Here is a 17,812-nt window from a genome sequence, read left to right as displayed (position 1 = left end):
CTAAAATAGTAATTTTACCGTTGATCACGAAATAAAAACACGATCCTGCTCATATAGTTCTACATGGACTTATCTTGCTAAAAGAGTTGGTTTCCCATCCTTAAATTAATTGTGTTTTTATCCCAATAAAAAAAGCCGACTAAAAAGCCGGCTTTTCCTATAATGGTATTTGAATTATTTCACTTTTACAAGCTCAACATCGAAAACTAACCATGCATTTGGTGGAATAACACCTCCTGCCCCTCTTTCTCCATAACCCATTGCAGGCGGGATCAATAAGGTAGCTGTTTCACCTTCTTTCAGTAACAGGATTCCTTCATCCCATCCTTTGATTACTCTACCCATTCCGATTGGAATTTCGATCGGCTCATTTCTTTTAAAAGAAGAATCGAATTCACTACCGTCTACCAATTTACCTGCATAGTGTACAGATACATTGTCTCCTGATTTCGGAGTTTTTCCATCCGTAGTCTTCGTAATTTTATAATATAATCCGGATTCAGTTTTCTGCATTCCCGCTTTAAGGTTTTCTATCATCTTCTCCTGATTAGCCTTAAATTCTTCTTCTTTTTTCTTTCTCTCAGCTTCTTCTTTTGCTAAATAAGCCTTGTTGTTTTCCTGAATCTTAGCTTTTCCTTCATTGAAAGTTTTAGCCGGATCATAATTCTTATATTCATCCCCTTTACTGAAAACATTCACCTTCTCTAAAACAACATCTGTTTTAGGTTTATCCTGAGGTCCTTTTTCAACATTAGCGATGGCATCAATTACCTCTTCTCCTTTTACTACTTTTCCGAAGATTGTGTGTTTTCCATCCAACCAAGGAGTAGCTACTTCTGTAATGAAAAACTGAGATCCGTTTGAATTAGGTCCTGAGTTAGCCATTGATAAAATACCTTTTCCTGTATGGCGAAGGTCGTTTCTCTCATCTTCGAATTTATATCCTGGATCTCCCATTCCGGTTCCCTGAGGATCTCCCCCCTGGATCATGAAATCCTTGATCACTCTATGGAAAATAGTTCCATCATAAAAAGGAACTCCTTTAGCTTTAGATTTGTTATCAATTTTCCCTTCTGCAAGACCAACAAAGTTAGCTACAGTAACAGGCGATTTTTTGTCTTCAAACTTTACAATAAGGTTTCCTTTTGAAGTTTGAAGATTAGCATAAAGTCCGTCTTTAAGACCTTCGTAAGTTTCTTTGTCTACGTTCATTTTTTTATAAATTGGTGTACAACTCATCAGCGATATACTTGCCGCTGCCAGAATTATATTCTTGTTAAACAATTTCATTTATTGAGCTTTTAATTTTATGATTAATGGGATGTCGTTATCTATTTTTTTTTCGTCTCCATAAGTACCATACGCCAGAGAAGATGGAACCAAAATCGTAACTTCCTCACCATCGTGTATAAAACGCAAAGCATTTTCTACCGCTTTTAATTCATCAAAGTGCCCGAATTTGGCATCTCTTCTTTCAACAGGCTGATCATAGATCTTGGTCTGATCAAAATCATAAAGATCATAAGAATAAGAGATCAGGGAATTATCCGGTCTCCTCTCTCTTGTATCAAAACCTTCAGCATTGACCCAATAGTTGAGTTGGGTAGGATAAAATTTCACCGGCTGATTTTTGATCCACTCCTGAATATGCATTCTTTCCGAAGCGTTAAGGTTTTTCATCCTTGCTTTCGAAATATCCAGATCTTTCTGGCTCAAAACCCCACCCAATGGCGGATGAGCCTGTGAATTCCTGTTACAGCTCAGCAATCCCAATACTGATATGAAGAGTAATTTTTTCATAAACTTTTGCGAAAATAAGCATTTCACAGGATATAATAAACAAAAAAAGCCAAGAATATCTTGGCTTTTATATAATTTTCAAAGTAGAAATTAAACGGTTTCCAACACATTTTTTTCTACCAACACTCTCCATCCGAACGAATCATCCGAAAGATTCGTCTGTATGCTTACCAAATCATTTTTAAGGATTGCTGCAAAGCTTTCTTCATCAGATAATTTTGGTAAATCCAGTTTTTCACCCTGGTATCCTAATGCCTGGAAAATAGTTGTAACAACAGCAGTTCCAACCCCCCAAACTTCTTTCAATGTACCATTCTTCTGCGCTTCAATTACAGCTTTTACAGGTATTGGCTCCACTTTCACTTCAATTCCTCTTTTTTTAGCCAATTGAATGAAACTGTCTCTTGTAACTCCGTCCAGGATCTTTTCTGAAGTAGGAGGAGTAAATACAGTATCGTTGATTCTTACGAAAACGTTCATTGTTCCGCTTTCCTCAAAATATTCGTGAGTAGCATCATCCGTCCAGATGATCTGATCATATCCTTCTTCTATTGCCAGCTGAGTAGGATAAAATGATGCAGCATAATTTCCTGCAGCTTTTGCAGATCCTACACCTCCGTTAGCAGCTCTTGAATAATGATCGGAAATTTTTACTGAAACAGGTTCAGTATAATAACTTTTTGCAGGTGTTGCAACAATTGCAAACATATATTTTTCTGCTACTCTTGCTTTTAAAGCTTCTTCAGTAGCAAAAATCAAAGGTCTGATGTACAAAGACATTCCTTCTCCCTGAGGGATCCAGTTTCTATCGATATCTACCAATGCTTTCAGACCATCTAAAAACATTTCTTCCGTTACCTCAGGCATTGCAAGACGCTTAGCCGATTTATTGATACGTTCAAAATTCTTTTCAGGCCTGAATAGGAAAACCTGTCCCTCCTGATCTTTATAAGCTTTCATTCCTTCGAAACAAGCTTGTCCGTAATTTACCCCCATCATTGCAGGTGTAAAGGCTAAAGGCCCATAAGGCACCAATTTTACGTCCCCCCACTTTCCATTCTCATACTCACATATTACCATATGGTCTATGAAAGTATTCCCAAAAGAAAAATTATTTGGGTCGAATGATGAAAGTCTGGAATTCTCAGTTTTTTGAATTATCATTTCTAAAATTTTTTATGATGTTCTACAAATTTAACATAATTTTCTAAATATAAAAATTTTAGACTAAATTTGACAAAAAAATAGGGTGAAACGAGAGATAAAGACCACAAACGACGGAAGTAAAACACTGTTTATCAATGAATTAAATGAAAACTACCATTCTCATCACGGAGCATTACAAGAAGCCGAACACGTGTTTATCAATAATGGACTAATTTTGATAAATGATTACGAAATTAATATTTTAGAACTCGGTTTGGGGACAGGTTTGAATGTTTTGGTTACAATTAATGAATATTTAAAAACTGATAAAAATCATGTCATCAACTATTTTTCTCTGGAAAAATATCCCATAAATGAATCGGAAATTAAAGATTTGGCCTATTTTGAACTTTTTGACAACATTGAATTCAAAGAAATTTATCATAAAATTCATGCTGCAGAATGGGAAAAATCAGTAGAAATAGTTAAAAATTTTAATTTAAAAAAAATAAAATGTGATTTTTTTGAATTAAAAAACATTGATTTACCTAAAATAAACCTTGTATACTACGATTGTTTTGGTGCGCGCGTACAACCTGATCTATGGGAAAAACCATTATTTGAGATGGTTTCAGACAAAATGAATGTGAACGGATTATTAACAACCTACTCTTCCAAAGGAAGTGTCCGAAGAATCCTTCAGGAACTTAATTTTACTGTAGAGAAGAAACAAGGTCCGCCGGGGAAAAGGGAAATGCTGAATGCCATAAAGAGAGGGTGATCAATAGAAAATCGGAAGCCTGAGGTTTGGTAATTATAAGAATTGCGGATCAGAGGTTCAGGATTTACAACATCTGAGATCTTATGATCCACCTTTCATTTTTCAGCTTTCAACTTTCAATTCACTTCTTTTTTTTCACAAATTTCCTTAATTTAGCTATACAAAATATATATATGATAGATAAGATCAACGTCAGAGTATATGCCTGTGCGATAAAGGAAAAAAAAGTACTTACCTTATTTGAAGAATATGCCGGAGACCAGCTTGTAAAATTTCCGGGAGGAGGTTTGGAGTACGGAGAAGGATTACTGGAATGTCTCCACCGGGAGTTTGATGAAGAGCTCAATGTAAAAATAGATATCGTGGAACACTTCTATACACAAGAAGATTTTTTAGTATCCCGTTTCAGAGAAAATGAACAACTCCTTACCATATATTATATAGTTAATATTATCAACGAAGAAGATTTCCTTATTCTGGATCCTTGTATAGAAAAAACGGAATGGATCGATATCAACAGACCGGACAATCCATTTCCTTTACCCATTGATCAAATCGTATTTGATAAACTGAAAGAAAAATACCTGTAATTACTTACAGGTATTATTTTTTTATTTTAAAATCACCGGCTCCCGGATATGGCTGAAGATAGCCAGAATTCCAGTTGGATTGTAATAGTGATTCTATGAATTCATCTGTTCTGTTTCTATGAGGGTCATATTGATCTTTAAGATCGATACTGGCCATTTTACCTTTAACATTCCACCAGAAAGCGCTCCACCCTCCCCTTAGTTCTTTAATAATCTCATAAACATTCTTTCCTGTCGCCCTGTTCATAAGCTTGGCAAAAACCTGACCTTCTGTTGTTGTAAGATCGCGTAACTGCTTTTCGTACTGATCAGCCAGGATATTCTGACGGTCCCTTACATATTTTCTTTTTGCCTTACTGTCGAGATTGGTCATTTCTTTCTGAATATCCCTGTACTGTTGTAAAGCTGCTACAAATAACGGATATACCCTGTATAGTTTTTTATTTAGAAAATAATAATAATTCCTGTCCAGCTGGTTATTGAATTTAGGTTTGTTGAGAAGGACAAGTTCATCCATCACGACAACTGTCTCTCCATTTATTTCATAGAATTTGGCTTTCTGTCTTTCATCATAGTAATATTTATTTCCAAATTCATCTACTTTTAACTCCTCCGGAGGGTATTGGCTCAGGGGTTTAGCAATAATAGAATCCGTTTGTCCAAAAACACCAATCCCAAAAAAGAAAAGAAAAAGACAAAAAATCTTGCTAAAATTCATTATTTTTACGCGTATTAGAGCTAATATTGAACGCAAAAATCATTCCTTTTTATGAAATTTGAAAAGAAATCTTTAAAATTTTTAGAAAAATACCTCAATACATCATCTCCGACGGGTTACGAGCACAAAGGACAGGAAGTCTGGATGGATTATATCAGACCTTATGTAGACAAAATTGAAGTTGATCACTATGGAACCTGCTATGGAATTATCAATCCTGAAGCTGAATTCAAGGTAGTCATTGAAGCGCATGCTGATGAGATCTCGTGGTATGTGAATTATATTACGGACGACGGATTAATTTATGTAATAAGAAACGGAGGTTCCGACCAAACGATAGCTCCTTCAAAAGTAGTTCATATCCATGGAGAAAACGGGATTGTAAAGGGTGTGTTCGGATGGCCTGCAATTCACACCCGCAGCAATAATCAAAATGAGCCTACTCCTAAAATTGAAAATATCTTCATCGATTGTGGAGCAACTTCTAAAAAAGAAGTTGAAGAAATGGGTATCTATGTAGGATGTATGATTACTTATCCTGACGAATTCTTCGAAATGAATAATCGCTATTTCGTGTGCAGGGCTTTAGATAACAGAATCGGTGGATTTATGATTGCAGAAGTAGCCAGATTATTAAAAGAAAATAAAAAAACAATTCCTTTCGGTCTGTACATTACAAATTCTGTTCAGGAAGAAGTAGGCTTGTACGGTGCAGATATGATTGCCGATACTATAAAGCCCAACATCGCCATCGTGACAGATGTAACACATGATACAACCACTCCTATGATCGAGAAGAAAAAAGAAGGTGATCAGAAGTGTGGTAACGGGCCGGTGATTTTCTTTGCTCCAAGTGTGCATCATACCATCAGAGAACTGATTATAGATACTGCAAAAACAAAGAAAATCCCATTCCAAAGAGCTGCAGCCAGCAGATCTACAGGAACGGATACTGATGCATTCGCCCATTCTAATGGTGGTGTTCCCAGTGCATTGATTTCATTACCTTTGCGGTATATGCACACAACAGTAGAAATGGTTTCAAAAGAAGATGTAGGAAACGTGATCTCCCTGATCTATGAAACTATTTTAAAGATCCAGCCGGAAATGAAATTGAAATACCATTAATAAAGACATCAGATAAAAGATGTCAGATGTCATACTTTTTAAAAAACAGGTCTGATATCTGGTGTCTGGCATCTGATATCTTTAATAAATCTAATATAAAAGTAAAAATGAAAACTAAGCTAATTGCTCCTTCCCTTTTATCAGCAGACTTCGGGAATCTGCAAAGAGATATTGAAATGTTGAACAATTCTCAGGCAGACTGGTTCCATATTGACGTGATGGACGGGAGATTTGTACCGAACATTTCATTTGGTTTTCCTGTAATGAAAACGGTTCAGAAGCATGCCAAAAAATTTGTTGATGTTCATTTAATGATCGTTGAACCGGAAAAATATGTTGAGGAATTTATTGACCACGGAGCAGATTTGATTTCTGTACATTATGAAGCTTGCACACACCTGCACAGAACGATCCACCTTATTCAGAGCAGAGGCGCTAAGGCAGGTGTTGTACTGAATCCTTCCACTCCGGTTTTAATGCTGGAAGATATCATAGCAGATGTAGATCTGGTATTGTTGATGAGTGTAAATCCAGGATTCGGGGGACAAAAATTTATTGAGAACACCTATAAGAAGATTGCTGAGACCAAAGACCTGATCTTAACCAATAATTCCACTGCTCTTATTGAAGTGGATGGTGGTGTTAACCTTGATAATGCATCGAAATTATTCGAAGCAGGCGCAGATGTTCTGGTGGCAGGAAATGCTGTTTTCTCTTCTGAAAATCCTGAGAGAACAATTGAGCTGTTAAAAATCTAAGTAACGTCTCATTATTATTGAACCTATATAAAAAGGCAGCCCTTCAGGCTGCCTTAATTCGTTGAAAATCTGAGCTTACGATGGTTATTAGTTTCAGTCATTCAGACTTTAGCTTAGATTTTCGTTGTTCTATGCTTGTGTAAAGATGCTAATAAAACACAATACCGTGCATCCGTAAAAATACGGAATTTGCATTAAGTACTAATACTGAACATTATTCCGTTTTAGCCCATATACAGGCACAAATAACCAGAACAATACTGATGGTAGAACATATTGACCTGATGTTATTGAGAAGGTTCCATCTGTTTTCAAAAGCTTCACGCACTTTTTTTAATGCTTCGGCAGTAGCATCTCCGATATTAAACTGATCCAATTGATCATTCATAGGTACATTACCTACCACGGTAACCCCGAAAACGCCAACCAGATAAATTATTGTAGCCAATAAAAGCAAGAGAAAAGACGGATGCTGCCCTCTGAATATATAAGTACAAATAGGAAGCATCGCTGCCGTTCCCATAAAACTCAGGAAGAAGACCGGATTGAGAATTTCACGGTTTATAGACTGCATTGCTTTCAGGTACTCCATGTCGGATAGTTTCCCTAATCCCAGTACAACCGAGCAGGAATAAGCATAAAATAATCCTGCAATAAGGGCTGTAAGTGTTCCAGTAATGATCAGAATAAGTGTTGTCATTTTCATGTCTTTTGTTTTGGTGATTATCATTTTGTTTATTTTATAAAATTAGCTTTATTCTGAATACAATCACTCACAAAATGAATATGCGCTCCAACTAGGAAATTAAAGAAGACTTTTGTTATTTTAGTACACAAAAATATAAGCATGAGAAATAAGTGGATCATTGCCTTTTTGTTCGGAACTTTGGTTGCAGGAAATAGCAATGCACAAAATAAGCCCAACCCGAAAAAAATGGAATGGTTTCAGGATGCAAAACTGGGGATCTTTATTCACTGGGGAATCTATTCGGTAGATGGAATTTCGGAATCCTGGTCTTTTTTTAATAACTACATTAACCATGAAAATTATATGAAGCAGCTGAATGGATTTTCTGCTGCGAAATATAATCCAGCCTACTGGACAAAACTTATTAAAAATTCGGGGGCACAATATTCCGTAATCACCACAAAGCACCATGATGGGGTTTCTCTCTGGAACTCTCAGGCTGAAAAAGCGACTACTATTGCAAAAAATTCAATAGCCCGAAAAGATGTTCTCTCACCCTTTATTGACGAACTTAAAAAATCAGGGTTAAAAACTGGTCTTTATTATTCTCTGCCGGACTGGAGCCATCCTTATTATGATATCAACACCAGAACAAAGAAGAGATATGAAATTAAGAATGATCCAGGACGATGGCAAAACTTCATCCAATATTATCAGTCACAACTCAATGATCTGTCAGACCGTTACCACCCCGATCTTTTATGGTTTGATGGCGATTGGGAACATACTTCTGAGGAATGGCAGGCATCAAAAACTTTAGATAATTTAAAAAAATATAATCCAGATATTATTATCAATTCAAGGTTAACCAATCATGGAGATTACGAAACTCCGGAGCAAGGAATCCCGGTCATCAGCCCTCAAAGTGAATACTGGGAATTATGTTACACCATGAATGATTCATGGGGATACCAACCTTTTGATCACCATTATAAAACTCCTAATATGATTATCAGAACATTGGCAGATGTAATCAGGATGGGTGGTAATTTACTTCTGGATATCGGTCCTAAAGCAGATGGAACCATTCCGGAAGAGCAAGTAAAAATCCTCCAAAACCTGGGACGCTGGACCTCTAAATATCCTGAGGCTATATATGGAACACGCAGGGGCTTGCCTTTTGAAAACTACAAAGGAAAATCTGCAATATCTAAAGATCATAAAAAACTGTTTCTGTATCTTGAGGAAGCTAAAAATTTCACAAAAATATATGGGTTAAAATCCTTCCCGGTTTCTGCAGAAGTTCTTAGTGATCCCAATGCAAAGGTAAATATGGTAACCGATCCTGCCGGAAACCTGACTTTACATTTTTCTAATGTACAATTTGATCAGGATGTGACTGTTATTGAGCTTAATTTTAATAAGGAAATTCAGTTTAAAGCCCCCCATAAAGGAGATATTCCATCTTTAAAACAACTCACTGATCATTCCGATACGTTTGCAGCTATCTATGAAATTGCTGAACAGCTTCATAATGGCAATAATCTCCTGGACCATTCCGGACTTACCGCAGATGGGATGGATATGAGCATTCCAAAGACTTCAAAAACGAATACGAAAACTTTATCATGGATCAGCGATCATGCCGAAGCTCTTTTTGAAACAGGAAAAGGATTACCGGATGGGCATTATACAGGTATGAGTGCCCTTTCAAAAGATAAACAAACTCTTTATCTTTTTGTAGAAGGAATTCCCACGGGGCCGGTTGCTTTAAAAGGAATTAAAAATGGCATTTCAAGAATTCGTATTGTTGGGGATGGTTCCATGATCGACCATACTGTTTACAATAAATTGTACTGGAGTGAGCGGCCTGGAATTATCTATATTGACATTCCAAAAGAAAGGCTGGATAAAGAAATGACAGTCATTGCTATACTTCTGGATAAACCATTGGAATTATACCGTGAAAAAGTAGGTGCTATAGAAAGTAATTTATAGGATCTGAGATTTCATCATATTAACCACCTTCTAAAAAACGGCTATTATAAAAGTTTCCAATAGCAGGGTTTGAAAATAAAAAATCCGGAGAATTATCTCCGGATTTATATTTTGAATAAATTCTGGTCTTAAAAGATCTCTCTTCCGGAAAAATGGAATTGTGCTTCGATAAGAGCATTTTCGTCAGAATCTGAACCGTGAACGGCATTCTCTCCTATGCTTCTTGCAAACATTTTTCTGATAGTTCCTTCTGCAGCTTCAGCAGGGTTTGTTGCACCGATAAGAGTTCTGAAATCTTCCACTGCATTGTCTTTTTCTAAAACAGCTGCAACAATTGGTCCTGAGCTCATGAATTCTACTAATTCCCCATAGAAAGGTCTTTCAGCATGTACTTCATAGAATTTTTTAGCATCAGCTACAGTAAGTTGAGTTAACTTCAAAGCTTTGATTTTAAAACCTCCTTCTGCAATTTTACCTAATATAGCACCGATATGTCCGTCTGCAACTGCGTCAGGCTTAATCATAGTGAATGTAATGTTAGACATAAACGTATATTTTTTTTAATGCCGCAAAATTACAAAAAAAAACCTTATCTCCATTTTAATTTTTTTTTAACATAAAAATAACTTTTATTAAGAAATAGTAAATTCATCTTTGGCACAGTAATTGTTTATTCTATTGCGATTCTCATGTTTAATTTGAGTTTTCATGGTTATTAGTTTTTACCCAGCTTCGGCTGGGTTTTTTATTGTTAAAATCTATGATATCTCCCTTATTTTCTCAAAAAAAAATCCCCAAAATCATCACCAAGAACCCCAAAAAGTAAAAAAACGATATTTTTTCGAAAAAAATACCACTCCAACATACATGTCAAAGTGGCATTTTTTTTATTTTAAAAATCTTATTATCAACAAGATCGAAATGAGATATTTCTAAGCGTAAACCTTTTTTGCCAAAAAAGTTCTATAAGCAAAAAAGACAGCAACCCCTGCCAGTGCGATCCGCGCTATAATCATGGGCATAATGGATTGAGATTCTAAAAAACCAACTATAGCTGACATGAGGAAGGTAACCATTAACTGAATAAATCCCATCAGGGCTGCAGCTGTTCCACGTCCCTCTTTAAAAGGAGATAATGCATGGGCAGTAGTAATAGGAAAAAGAAGTCCTATTGCTATAAGAGAAGAAAACAGAACTGCAACTTCCAATCCCACGAACAATTGGCCCAGAGATATAAATAAATGTAAACAGCTCATTGACAACAACAGGATAGCAGCAGAAAATAGAATTCGGGTATCCTTAACTCTCTGGGTTAATTTCGGAGTAATATAGGCTGCAAATATTAATGCCATGGAATTAAAGGCAAATATAAAGCTGAATACTTCACTGGAAAATCCATGAATTTCCATAAAAAGGAATGGAGCATTGGAAATATAAATAATCAGTGATGCAAAAGCAATACTCCCGATAATAGTATTGTTGATAAAATCTCTATTGGAAATAATAACTTTCAGCTGATTTTTTAATTGGATTTCAGTTTCCGAAGTTTCAGGTGATGCTATCCGGGAATTGGTTTCCGGAATATACTTAACAACAAGAAATAAAGTAATAGCTCCTAAAATGCTTAAAAAGCTAAACGCACTATTCCATCCCCAAAACCTTAGAAAAACACTTCCCATTAATGGTGCTACAATGGGAGCAATCCCGCTTATCTGAGATTGCTTGGAAAAGATAGTTACCGCTTTTTCTTTGTCGTAGAGGTCTATTACAATGGACCTGCCAATGACAATCCCGGCACTTCCTCCAAAAGCCTGAAGAAAACGCATGATCCACAACACATATATATTTTCGGTAAAGATAATAGCAACGGCTCCAATCATAAATAGGATTAATCCGCAATACAGCATAGGCTTCCTCCCCTTTTTATCAGATAACGGTCCCCATAGTAGCTGCCCGATAGCAAAACCGGCAAAAAAAATGGAAATGGAAATCTGGATATGCCCTATATCGGTTCCGAAAATTTTTGCCATTACAGGAAAAGCAGGAAGATAAAGATCTATACTTAAAGATTCGAGCGTGTTTAAAAGAGCCAGAATAAATACAATAATACTCAGTTTTTTCATAATTTTTTTTAAATCATTACATGCCAACATTGACTTTTACAGCATACAAAATTCTTATAAAATTAAAGGTCATCCAATGAAACTATTGAAGGCTTACCAGGACAAACTGAGGATTATCCCTGGAATCAGTCATTCATATTTTTGAATTGTTCGGGGCTGTACCCTGAATGCTTCTTAAAAAAACGGGAAAAATAAGAAGAATCATTAAAGCCTAATCTGAAGGCTACTTCTTTTACTGTCAGTGCTCCAAAACTTAACTCTCTTTTTGCCTCAAGTAAAAGGCGTTGAGCGATCATTTTTTTTACTGTTGTCCCTCTTGAAATCCGCACAATGTCATTAAGATGATGAGCGCTTATGCTAAGTTTTTCTGCGTAGTATCGGGTTTCTTTCTGTGTAATATAGTAGGTATCGATCAGCGTAATGAGCTTTTGTATACGTTGCTTGTCATGGAGTAAAGGCTCTTGTGAAGTAAGATCCTCTGTGATAATAATACAAAAAGCTTTTAAATAAGCTTTGATTAAATTCATCCGGCAATTTCCATGGTATTCGTCCTCAAGCAGCTTAATGATCCCCTGGCAATTTTTCCGGCTTTCATTATCAGGAAAAAAAGGAGCTGCCCCATTGGTAAGGATGAGTTCCACGTCACAAATTTCCTGGAAGATTTCCCGGCTTATGGCAAAGACGTATCCTTTTTCACCCCGGAGCTTCATATTGAACACCTGTCCCGGAGCTATAATGCAGATCTGATTATTTTTGAGGTGATAATTTTCAAAATCAAGTTCAAGATGACTATCATCTTTTACCTCTTTGAACCACAGGATCTCACAAAAATTATGCCTGTGGACGTCATTAAAATTTTCAGGATGTCCATTTTCCAAAGTGGTCAGCTGAAATTCCTGATAGGTAAGGTTATGAACAGGAATATGCTTTTCCTCACTCATGAATAAGACTATTTTTGAGAAGCTTCTTCTGCTTCATCCATTAATTTTATATAGGTAGAATATCGGGAATGCTGAATTTCTCCTGTTTCCAGGGCAGCCACTACTGCGCATTTAGGTTCATTGATATGCATACAGTTATGGAATTTACAGTCTTCCCTTTTTTTGAAAATTTCTGGAAAGTAATGTTGTACTTCTTCTTTTTCTATATCAATCATCGCAAATTCCCTTACTCCGGGTGTATCAATAACATTTCCTCCAAAATTCCAAAAATGCATTTGGGCAAACGTAGTCGTATGTTTTCCTTTCAGATGGCTATCTGAAATTTCTGAAGTCTTTAGATTTAATCCGGGCTGCATTGCGTTAACCAATGTGGATTTACCACAACCAGAATGGCCGAAAAATACAGAAGTTTTATCTTTTAAAATTTCCTGAAGCTGATCCAGATTAAGTTTAGAGTAAGATGATATCTCAAGTGTATCATATCCGATTTCCTGATACATAAACTCTATATCTTTTACGATCTCTATTTCTTCTTCATTCAGGACATCAATTTTATTAAATAAAATAAGAGGTACAATATTATATGCCTCACAACACGCTAAAAAACGATCTAAAAACCCCAGAGAAGTTTCCGGATACCGAAGTGTAAAAATGAAACATGCGAGATCAATATTAGAAGCTATAATATGAGCTTCTTTGGAAAGGTTTACCGATTTCCTTATCAGGTAATTCTTTCGTGGTTCTATTTTAGTAATCCAGGCAATATCATCCTGTTCCAGCTGAAACTCTACATAATCTCCCACAGCTAAAGGATTCGTAAGCCGGGTTTTGATAAGTTTAAACTTGCCGCGAATTCTGGCTTCGAAAATTCTACCGGTTTCCATTTCCAGAACCTGGTACCAGCTTCCTGTAGATTTAATAATTTTTCCTTTCATACGTATAGAATGCAAATATAAGGAATTCGGTGATAGGTAGGAGGATGTATAGTACAGAGTTTAAAATGGAACATTCAAAATACAAAGCTGGGAAAAATGAAAAGCTAAAGTAAGACTATAAGGCTTTTGAAAGTGAGAAAATATATTTTCCGATTTCATCATAAGATCAATATTAAAAAATTCAGGACTTAAGATTCAGTTTCGTAACGAAGTTTCTGTTTCGTGCACGTCTGATTCTTAAGCCCTGAATCCGTTAATTATTATTTTATAATTGTTATTTCTCAATCATAATATTGTTCTGTACTTCAATCGACTCTTCATGTATCGCTTTGAAAACCTTTTCAATAAAATCCTGTGACATTCCTGTTTCTTTTGCTTTTTGAGTAGCATATTCGGTAATCACTTTCCAACGCTCCGGCTGGAAAATAGCGATATCATTCTCTTTTTTAAGCTTGCCAATTTTCTCAGAGATTTTCATCCTTTGGGAAAGAAGCTCAATTAACTGAAAATCGAGATCAGAAATCAACGTTCTGTGTCTTCCCATTTCACCGTCAAATCCTGCTAATCCTGCATTTCTCATTTTTAGATTACCAATAAGTTCAGCTAAAACTTCCGGTGTAATCTGCTGTGAAGCATCGCTCCATGCTTCATCTGGATTACAGTGACTTTCAATGATAGCTCCCTGGTAACCTACGTTCATTGCCTCCTGGGTAATATCTGCCAATCCAGTTCTGTTTCCGCAAATATGGGAAGGATCAATCAGCATCGGAATATTCGGAAACTGGCTTTTGAAATCCAGAGCAATCTGCCAGTTCGGATTGTTTCTGTATTTTGTTTTCTGGTATGTAGAAAAACCTCTGTGTATAGCTCCCAGATTGTGAATCCCTTGCCCTACAAGTCTTTCCAAGGCTCCGATCCATAATGCCAGATCCGGATTTACAGGATTTTTAACCAATACAGGTTTATCCGTTCCTCTTAAAGCCATTGCAATTTCCTGAACGGTGAATGGATTCACAGTAGAACGGGCTCCGATCCAAAGAATATCCACATCTGCTTCCAAAGCGGCAAAAACGTGATGTGCGTTGGCTACCTCGGTAGCTGTTTTGAAGCCGTATTCTTCTTTTACTTTTTTCAACCAGTTTAATCCAATAACTCCAACTCCCTCAAATCCATTGGGTTTTGTACGTGGTTTCCATATACCTGCCCTGAAAACAGGCACCTGCGCATTGGTTTCTTTTATCCTTCTCGCAGTTTCCAACATCTGAGCTTCACTTTCAGCGCTGCATGGCCCGGCAATCATTAATGGCTGTGAAAACTCATTAATCCAATCGTTTTTTAAATCTTTTAAATTCATTCTGTTAATTTATTTTTATCTTATTTTTAATCTATTATAATGCACAAACGGTTCTTCCCTTATAAAGTTTCTTTATAATTCTTTTCAAAAAATGCCGTTTAAAAATTTTTTATTGGGATGAGGAATTAATGAGAGAAGATCCGTTAATTCCTATTTTTTGGAAAGAAATTTAATTAGTAGTACCAGTAAAATCGGTAATAACTTCTAAAATTTCTATAATAAGTAGCCGAAAAGCTAAAATAACCGCTAAAATAATCAGCGGGTATAAAACCAAAAAGGTTTAAAGTAGACAGAGATGGGATTAATAATTTTTCCACTTTATTCTGTAATTGTCTATTCTTTAGCTTTACAATTAAATCATTTGTTTTTGTCAAAAATCCATTTTGAACAAAAAGATTTGACAAAGATATAAAATTATGTCAAATCAAACTTCATTAAATCATCAAGATCTTTTAATAAAGGATTTTTCTCAACGAACTTTTCGAATATTTTTTTCTTCGTAACCACCTCTATCTTAAGGTTTTGAACGTCTTTTTTATAATCAATTTCAATTGAATAATTAAGTACTTTTCTTTTAAAATGATTGAAAAATTCTCCACTTATTTTATCAAATTCAGCTTTTGCTGAGTCCGAAGGATATAAAACCTGTACTGTTGTCTCATCAATTTTAACCAGTTTAAAAGATTTTATAGCATTGAAAACTACTGCTTGTTTGAATTGGATTTGTTTTAAAAATAAATTCCATTCCATTAACAAATCCGTTTCGGTAAAATGATGCTGCGGAAGATTATCAGCTTTAGTAACAACAGCTTCTTCCTTTTCTTCTTTTTCCTCTTTATTTAAAAAAGAATTAATGCTGAATCCTGAAGAAATACCTTTTGATAAAGGTTTGGATGTTTTTCTTATCGTGGGTTCAGCCTGATGACCTATGGGAGTCGAAGGTTTTTCAATGCTGTCCTGTTTTACGGGCTCTGTTTTTTCCTGTTTGGGAAGTTTTATTTCCTGTTTCTCACTAAGAAACGGAGCCAGTATTATAAACTTTTTTTTTTAGCAACGTCTGCCTGGGCAGTCAATGAACATAATTGCATTAATGCAATTTCTACAGTAAGTCTCGGGTTTTTGGAATTTTTATAGTTGATGTCTGCATGGTTGCAGATTTCAATGGCATCAATCAATTGCTGAACATTCCATTTCTGGCTTTGCTCTACAAATTTAGTTTTTGTTTTCTCTCCTACCTCAATTAAATCTATCGTTGAAGCATTTTGAGCCATCATGAGGTCCCTACAATGGTTTCCAAGTCCTGCGATAAAAATATGCGGATCAAAACCTTTTTTTACAATTTCATTGAATGCGGAAAGGGTTTCAGGAATCTTATTGTCTTTAGCCAGGTCCAGAATATTGAGATACTGATCGTAATCAAGAATATTAAGTACTTCAGCAGCTTTAGCCAATGTAATATTTTTCTGGGAGAATGTAGAAAGCCTGTCGAAAATCGAAAGGGCATCCCTTAATGCACCGTCTGCTTTCTGCGCAATAAGATATAAAGCATCATCTTCATATTGGATATTTTCTTTCTGGGCTATATTTCTTAAATGCCCCTGAATATCCTCAATAACGATCCTTTTGAAATCATATATCTGGCAACGGGACAAAATCGTAGGAATGATCTTATGTTTTTCCGTTGTTGCAAGAATAAAAATTGCGTGAGCGGGCGGCTCTTCCAGTGTTTTAAGAAAAGCATTGAAGGCTGCAGAAGACAGCATATGCACCTCATCAATAATGTATACCTTATACTGGCCAACCTGCGGTGCAAAACGAACCTGGTCGATCAGTTCCCGAATATCATCCACTGAGTTGTTTGAGGCAGCATCGAGCTCATAAATATTATAAGCAAAACCGTCTTCTGAAACGGAACCATCCTTTTCGTTGATCTTTCTGGCCAGAATTCTGGCACAGGTTGTCTTACCAACACCACGAGGCCCACAAAATAGTAGAGCCTGTGCTAACTGGTTCTCTTCAATTGCATGTTCTAAAGTATCTGTAATATGGGATTGTCCAACAACAGTGTCAAACTCTTGCGGGCGGTATTTTCTTGCAGATACGATAAAATTTTCCATTGGTCAAAAATAAGAAATATAGTTCTAATTTGAAAGTCAAAAATCTTCAAATTATCCACAAAAAATATATCTCACATCAAACAGGAAAATTTTTACTGAGCAGCTTTTTTCTTGTAGGCATTATCTATTAACTCCACAATTACCTTTTCAATCTCGGCTCTTCCTTCAGTTGTCCTCATATCAAGACCACAAAATTCGGTTCCGTTATAGGCCGGGAAAAGATTAAGGTAGTAAACACCTGCCACAATTAAAGCCAATAAAGCTCTAAAACTTGTTGCATCTTCTCCGAAATATGGGTCTGTAACATTTTCAAATAAATTAGCCCCAACATCTTCTCTTTGCTTTAAGATATTTTTAAGGATAGGCTTACTTTCAGAAAGTTCCCAAAGAATGATTTTCTGTAATTCTTTATTTTTCTTCAGACTCTCGAACTGCATAAGAATTCCTTGAGTAAGGGCTTCTTTACCTTTTCCAACCTGTACTTCCTCCTCAATATTCGGGCTGAATTTACTCCAATAATCCTGAGATTTAATATATTCGTCAATAAGCTTATCTGTACTGCCAAAGTATTCATAGATAAGTTTTTTATCAAAACCGGCAACCGCTGCAATTTTACTTACTTTCAGTCCGGCATAGCCTTTTACTCTCAGAATTTTACCCACTGCAGCAAGCAGTTTCTGTTTTGTTTTTTCTTTGTCCCTTATAGGACCTTGCACCACTTTTCTAGGCATAATT

General features: G+C 36.0%; 18 protein-coding genes. 5 read left to right on the top strand and 13 right to left on the bottom strand.

All coding sequences use genetic code 11. From position 1 onward, the window contains the following. Nucleotides 1–174: 174 nt before the first annotated feature. The 3 genes from AC0INN_RS04610 to AC0INN_RS04600 all read right to left on the bottom strand — a co-directional run bounded on the left by AC0INN_RS04610 (nucleotide 175) and on the right by AC0INN_RS04600 (nucleotide 2,964). Complete coding sequence (locus AC0INN_RS04610; RefSeq protein WP_306612905.1) at nucleotides 175–1,212, bottom strand: peptidylprolyl isomerase; 1,038 nt, start codon at nucleotides 1,210–1,212, stop codon at nucleotides 175–177. Between the two features lie 78 nt (nucleotides 1,213–1,290). Further along, nucleotides 1,291–1,800, bottom strand: coding sequence for an FKBP-type peptidyl-prolyl cis-trans isomerase (locus AC0INN_RS04605; protein ID WP_172283347.1), 510 nt, complete (start codon nucleotides 1,798–1,800; stop codon nucleotides 1,291–1,293). A 90-nt stretch (nucleotides 1,801–1,890) separates the two neighbouring features. Then, nucleotides 1,891–2,964 carry a branched-chain amino acid aminotransferase gene (locus AC0INN_RS04600; protein WP_172283349.1) on the bottom strand — a complete coding sequence of 358 codons (1,074 nt, stop codon included), beginning with the start codon at nucleotides 2,962–2,964 and terminating at the stop codon, nucleotides 1,891–1,893. A gap of 85 nt (nucleotides 2,965–3,049) precedes the next feature. On the opposite strand from AC0INN_RS04600, the gene mnmC2 reads away from it, so the two are divergent. Continuing rightward, complete coding sequence (gene mnmC2 / locus AC0INN_RS04595; RefSeq protein ID WP_306611978.1) at nucleotides 3,050–3,727, top strand: tRNA (5-methylaminomethyl-2-thiouridine)(34)-methyltransferase MnmC2; 678 nt, start codon at nucleotides 3,050–3,052, stop codon at nucleotides 3,725–3,727. 173 nt (nucleotides 3,728–3,900) lie between these two features. After that, the gene (locus AC0INN_RS04590; protein ID WP_172283353.1) at nucleotides 3,901–4,317 is read left to right on the top strand and encodes an NUDIX domain-containing protein; all 417 of its coding nucleotides are present in this window, start codon (nucleotides 3,901–3,903) and stop codon (nucleotides 4,315–4,317) included. 13 nt (nucleotides 4,318–4,330) lie between these two features. On the opposite strand, the gene AC0INN_RS04585 is transcribed toward AC0INN_RS04590, so the two are convergent. Beyond that, nucleotides 4,331–5,035, bottom strand: coding sequence for a DUF4294 domain-containing protein (locus tag AC0INN_RS04585; RefSeq protein WP_172283355.1), 705 nt, complete (start codon nucleotides 5,033–5,035; stop codon nucleotides 4,331–4,333). A 51-nt stretch (nucleotides 5,036–5,086) separates the two neighbouring features. Here AC0INN_RS04585 and chrP point away from each other — a divergent pair, with 51 nt between their 5' ends. After that, complete coding sequence (gene chrP / locus AC0INN_RS04580; RefSeq protein ID WP_172283357.1) at nucleotides 5,087–6,163, top strand: chryseobasin maturation metalloprotease ChrP; 1,077 nt, start codon at nucleotides 5,087–5,089, stop codon at nucleotides 6,161–6,163. Nucleotides 6,164–6,270: 107 nt separating this feature from the next. After that, a complete protein-coding gene (rpe, locus tag AC0INN_RS04575) occupies nucleotides 6,271–6,921 on the top strand; it encodes a ribulose-phosphate 3-epimerase (RefSeq protein ID WP_172283359.1) in 651 nt (216 codons plus the stop codon). A gap of 214 nt (nucleotides 6,922–7,135) precedes the next feature. Here rpe and chrI read toward each other — a convergent pair whose 3' ends face one another. Further along, nucleotides 7,136–7,651, bottom strand: coding sequence for a chryseobasin maturation helper ChrI (chrI, locus tag AC0INN_RS04570; RefSeq protein ID WP_306611975.1), 516 nt, complete (start codon nucleotides 7,649–7,651; stop codon nucleotides 7,136–7,138). Between the two features lie 117 nt (nucleotides 7,652–7,768). Between chrI and AC0INN_RS04565 the strand changes: the two genes are divergently transcribed. Beyond that, a complete protein-coding gene (locus tag AC0INN_RS04565; protein WP_306611973.1) occupies nucleotides 7,769–9,607 on the top strand; it encodes an alpha-L-fucosidase in 1,839 nt (612 codons plus the stop codon). 128 nt (nucleotides 9,608–9,735) lie between these two features. Here AC0INN_RS04565 and AC0INN_RS04560 read toward each other — a convergent pair whose 3' ends face one another. The 8 genes from AC0INN_RS04560 to AC0INN_RS04525 all read right to left on the bottom strand — a co-directional run bounded on the left by AC0INN_RS04560 (nucleotide 9,736) and on the right by AC0INN_RS04525 (nucleotide 17,808). Continuing rightward, complete coding sequence (locus AC0INN_RS04560) at nucleotides 9,736–10,152, bottom strand: nucleoside-diphosphate kinase (protein WP_034687444.1); 417 nt, start codon at nucleotides 10,150–10,152, stop codon at nucleotides 9,736–9,738. 387 nt (nucleotides 10,153–10,539) lie between these two features. Next, the gene (locus AC0INN_RS04555) at nucleotides 10,540–11,730 is read right to left on the bottom strand and encodes a multidrug effflux MFS transporter (protein WP_306611971.1); all 1,191 of its coding nucleotides are present in this window, start codon (nucleotides 11,728–11,730) and stop codon (nucleotides 10,540–10,542) included. A 125-nt stretch (nucleotides 11,731–11,855) separates the two neighbouring features. Next, complete coding sequence (locus AC0INN_RS04550; protein WP_306611969.1) at nucleotides 11,856–12,671, bottom strand: helix-turn-helix domain-containing protein; 816 nt, start codon at nucleotides 12,669–12,671, stop codon at nucleotides 11,856–11,858. An 8-nt stretch (nucleotides 12,672–12,679) separates the two neighbouring features. Beyond that, nucleotides 12,680–13,606 carry a ribosome small subunit-dependent GTPase A gene (gene rsgA / locus AC0INN_RS04545; protein WP_172283364.1) on the bottom strand — a complete coding sequence of 309 codons (927 nt, stop codon included), beginning with the start codon at nucleotides 13,604–13,606 and terminating at the stop codon, nucleotides 12,680–12,682. 274 nt (nucleotides 13,607–13,880) lie between these two features. Next, nucleotides 13,881–14,960 (bottom strand): chorismate mutase, encoded by a 1,080-nt coding sequence (locus AC0INN_RS04540; RefSeq protein WP_172283365.1) that lies wholly within the window; start codon nucleotides 14,958–14,960, stop codon nucleotides 13,881–13,883. A 414-nt stretch (nucleotides 14,961–15,374) separates the two neighbouring features. After that, entirely contained in the window at nucleotides 15,375–15,710 is a 336-nt protein-coding gene (locus AC0INN_RS04535) for a hypothetical protein (protein WP_172283366.1), read from the bottom strand. 281 nt (nucleotides 15,711–15,991) lie between these two features. Further along, nucleotides 15,992–17,077, bottom strand: coding sequence for a DNA polymerase III subunit gamma/tau (gene dnaX, locus AC0INN_RS04530; RefSeq protein ID WP_172283367.1), 1,086 nt, complete (start codon nucleotides 17,075–17,077; stop codon nucleotides 15,992–15,994). Nucleotides 17,078–17,169: 92 nt separating this feature from the next. Continuing rightward, nucleotides 17,170–17,808 carry a TetR/AcrR family transcriptional regulator gene (locus AC0INN_RS04525; protein WP_172283368.1) on the bottom strand — a complete coding sequence of 213 codons (639 nt, stop codon included), beginning with the start codon at nucleotides 17,806–17,808 and terminating at the stop codon, nucleotides 17,170–17,172. Nucleotides 17,809–17,812 lie beyond the last annotated feature (4 nt).

It is taken from the genome of Chryseobacterium subflavum, assembly GCF_055762745.1.
This window is presented reverse-complemented; position numbering and strand designations above follow the sequence as displayed.

Bases quoted from the DNA above. Each gene is read 5' to 3' on its own strand.
- AC0INN_RS04610 (WP_306612905.1), bottom strand. From the start codon at position 1,212: ATGAACGTAGACAAAGAAACTTACGAAGGTCTTAAAGACGGACTTTAT.
- AC0INN_RS04605 (WP_172283347.1), bottom strand. From the start codon at position 1,800: ATGAAAAAATTACTCTTCATATCAGTATTGGGATTGCTGAGCTGTAAC.
- AC0INN_RS04600 (WP_172283349.1), bottom strand. From the start codon at position 2,964: ATGATAATTCAAAAAACTGAGAATTCCAGACTTTCATCATTCGACCCA.
- AC0INN_RS04590 (WP_172283353.1), top strand. From the start codon at position 3,901: ATGATAGATAAGATCAACGTCAGAGTATATGCCTGTGCGATAAAGGAA.
- AC0INN_RS04585 (WP_172283355.1), bottom strand. From the start codon at position 5,035: ATGAATTTTAGCAAGATTTTTTGTCTTTTTCTTTTCTTTTTTGGGATT.
- chrP (WP_172283357.1), top strand. From the start codon at position 5,087: ATGAAATTTGAAAAGAAATCTTTAAAATTTTTAGAAAAATACCTCAAT.
- rpe (WP_172283359.1), top strand. From the start codon at position 6,271: ATGAAAACTAAGCTAATTGCTCCTTCCCTTTTATCAGCAGACTTCGGG.
- chrI (WP_306611975.1), bottom strand. From the start codon at position 7,651: ATGATAATCACCAAAACAAAAGACATGAAAATGACAACACTTATTCTG.
- AC0INN_RS04565 (WP_306611973.1), top strand. From the start codon at position 7,769: ATGAGAAATAAGTGGATCATTGCCTTTTTGTTCGGAACTTTGGTTGCA.
- AC0INN_RS04560 (WP_034687444.1), bottom strand. From the start codon at position 10,152: ATGTCTAACATTACATTCACTATGATTAAGCCTGACGCAGTTGCAGAC.
- AC0INN_RS04555 (WP_306611971.1), bottom strand. From the start codon at position 11,730: ATGAAAAAACTGAGTATTATTGTATTTATTCTGGCTCTTTTAAACACG.
- AC0INN_RS04550 (WP_306611969.1), bottom strand. From the start codon at position 12,671: ATGAGTGAGGAAAAGCATATTCCTGTTCATAACCTTACCTATCAGGAA.
- rsgA (WP_172283364.1), bottom strand. From the start codon at position 13,606: ATGAAAGGAAAAATTATTAAATCTACAGGAAGCTGGTACCAGGTTCTG.
- AC0INN_RS04540 (WP_172283365.1), bottom strand. From the start codon at position 14,960: ATGAATTTAAAAGATTTAAAAAACGATTGGATTAATGAGTTTTCACAG.
- AC0INN_RS04535 (WP_172283366.1), bottom strand. From the start codon at position 15,710: ATGGAATGGAATTTATTTTTAAAACAAATCCAATTCAAACAAGCAGTA.
- dnaX (WP_172283367.1), bottom strand. From the start codon at position 17,077: ATGGAAAATTTTATCGTATCTGCAAGAAAATACCGCCCGCAAGAGTTT.
- AC0INN_RS04525 (WP_172283368.1), bottom strand. From the start codon at position 17,808: ATGCCTAGAAAAGTGGTGCAAGGTCCTATAAGGGACAAAGAAAAAACA.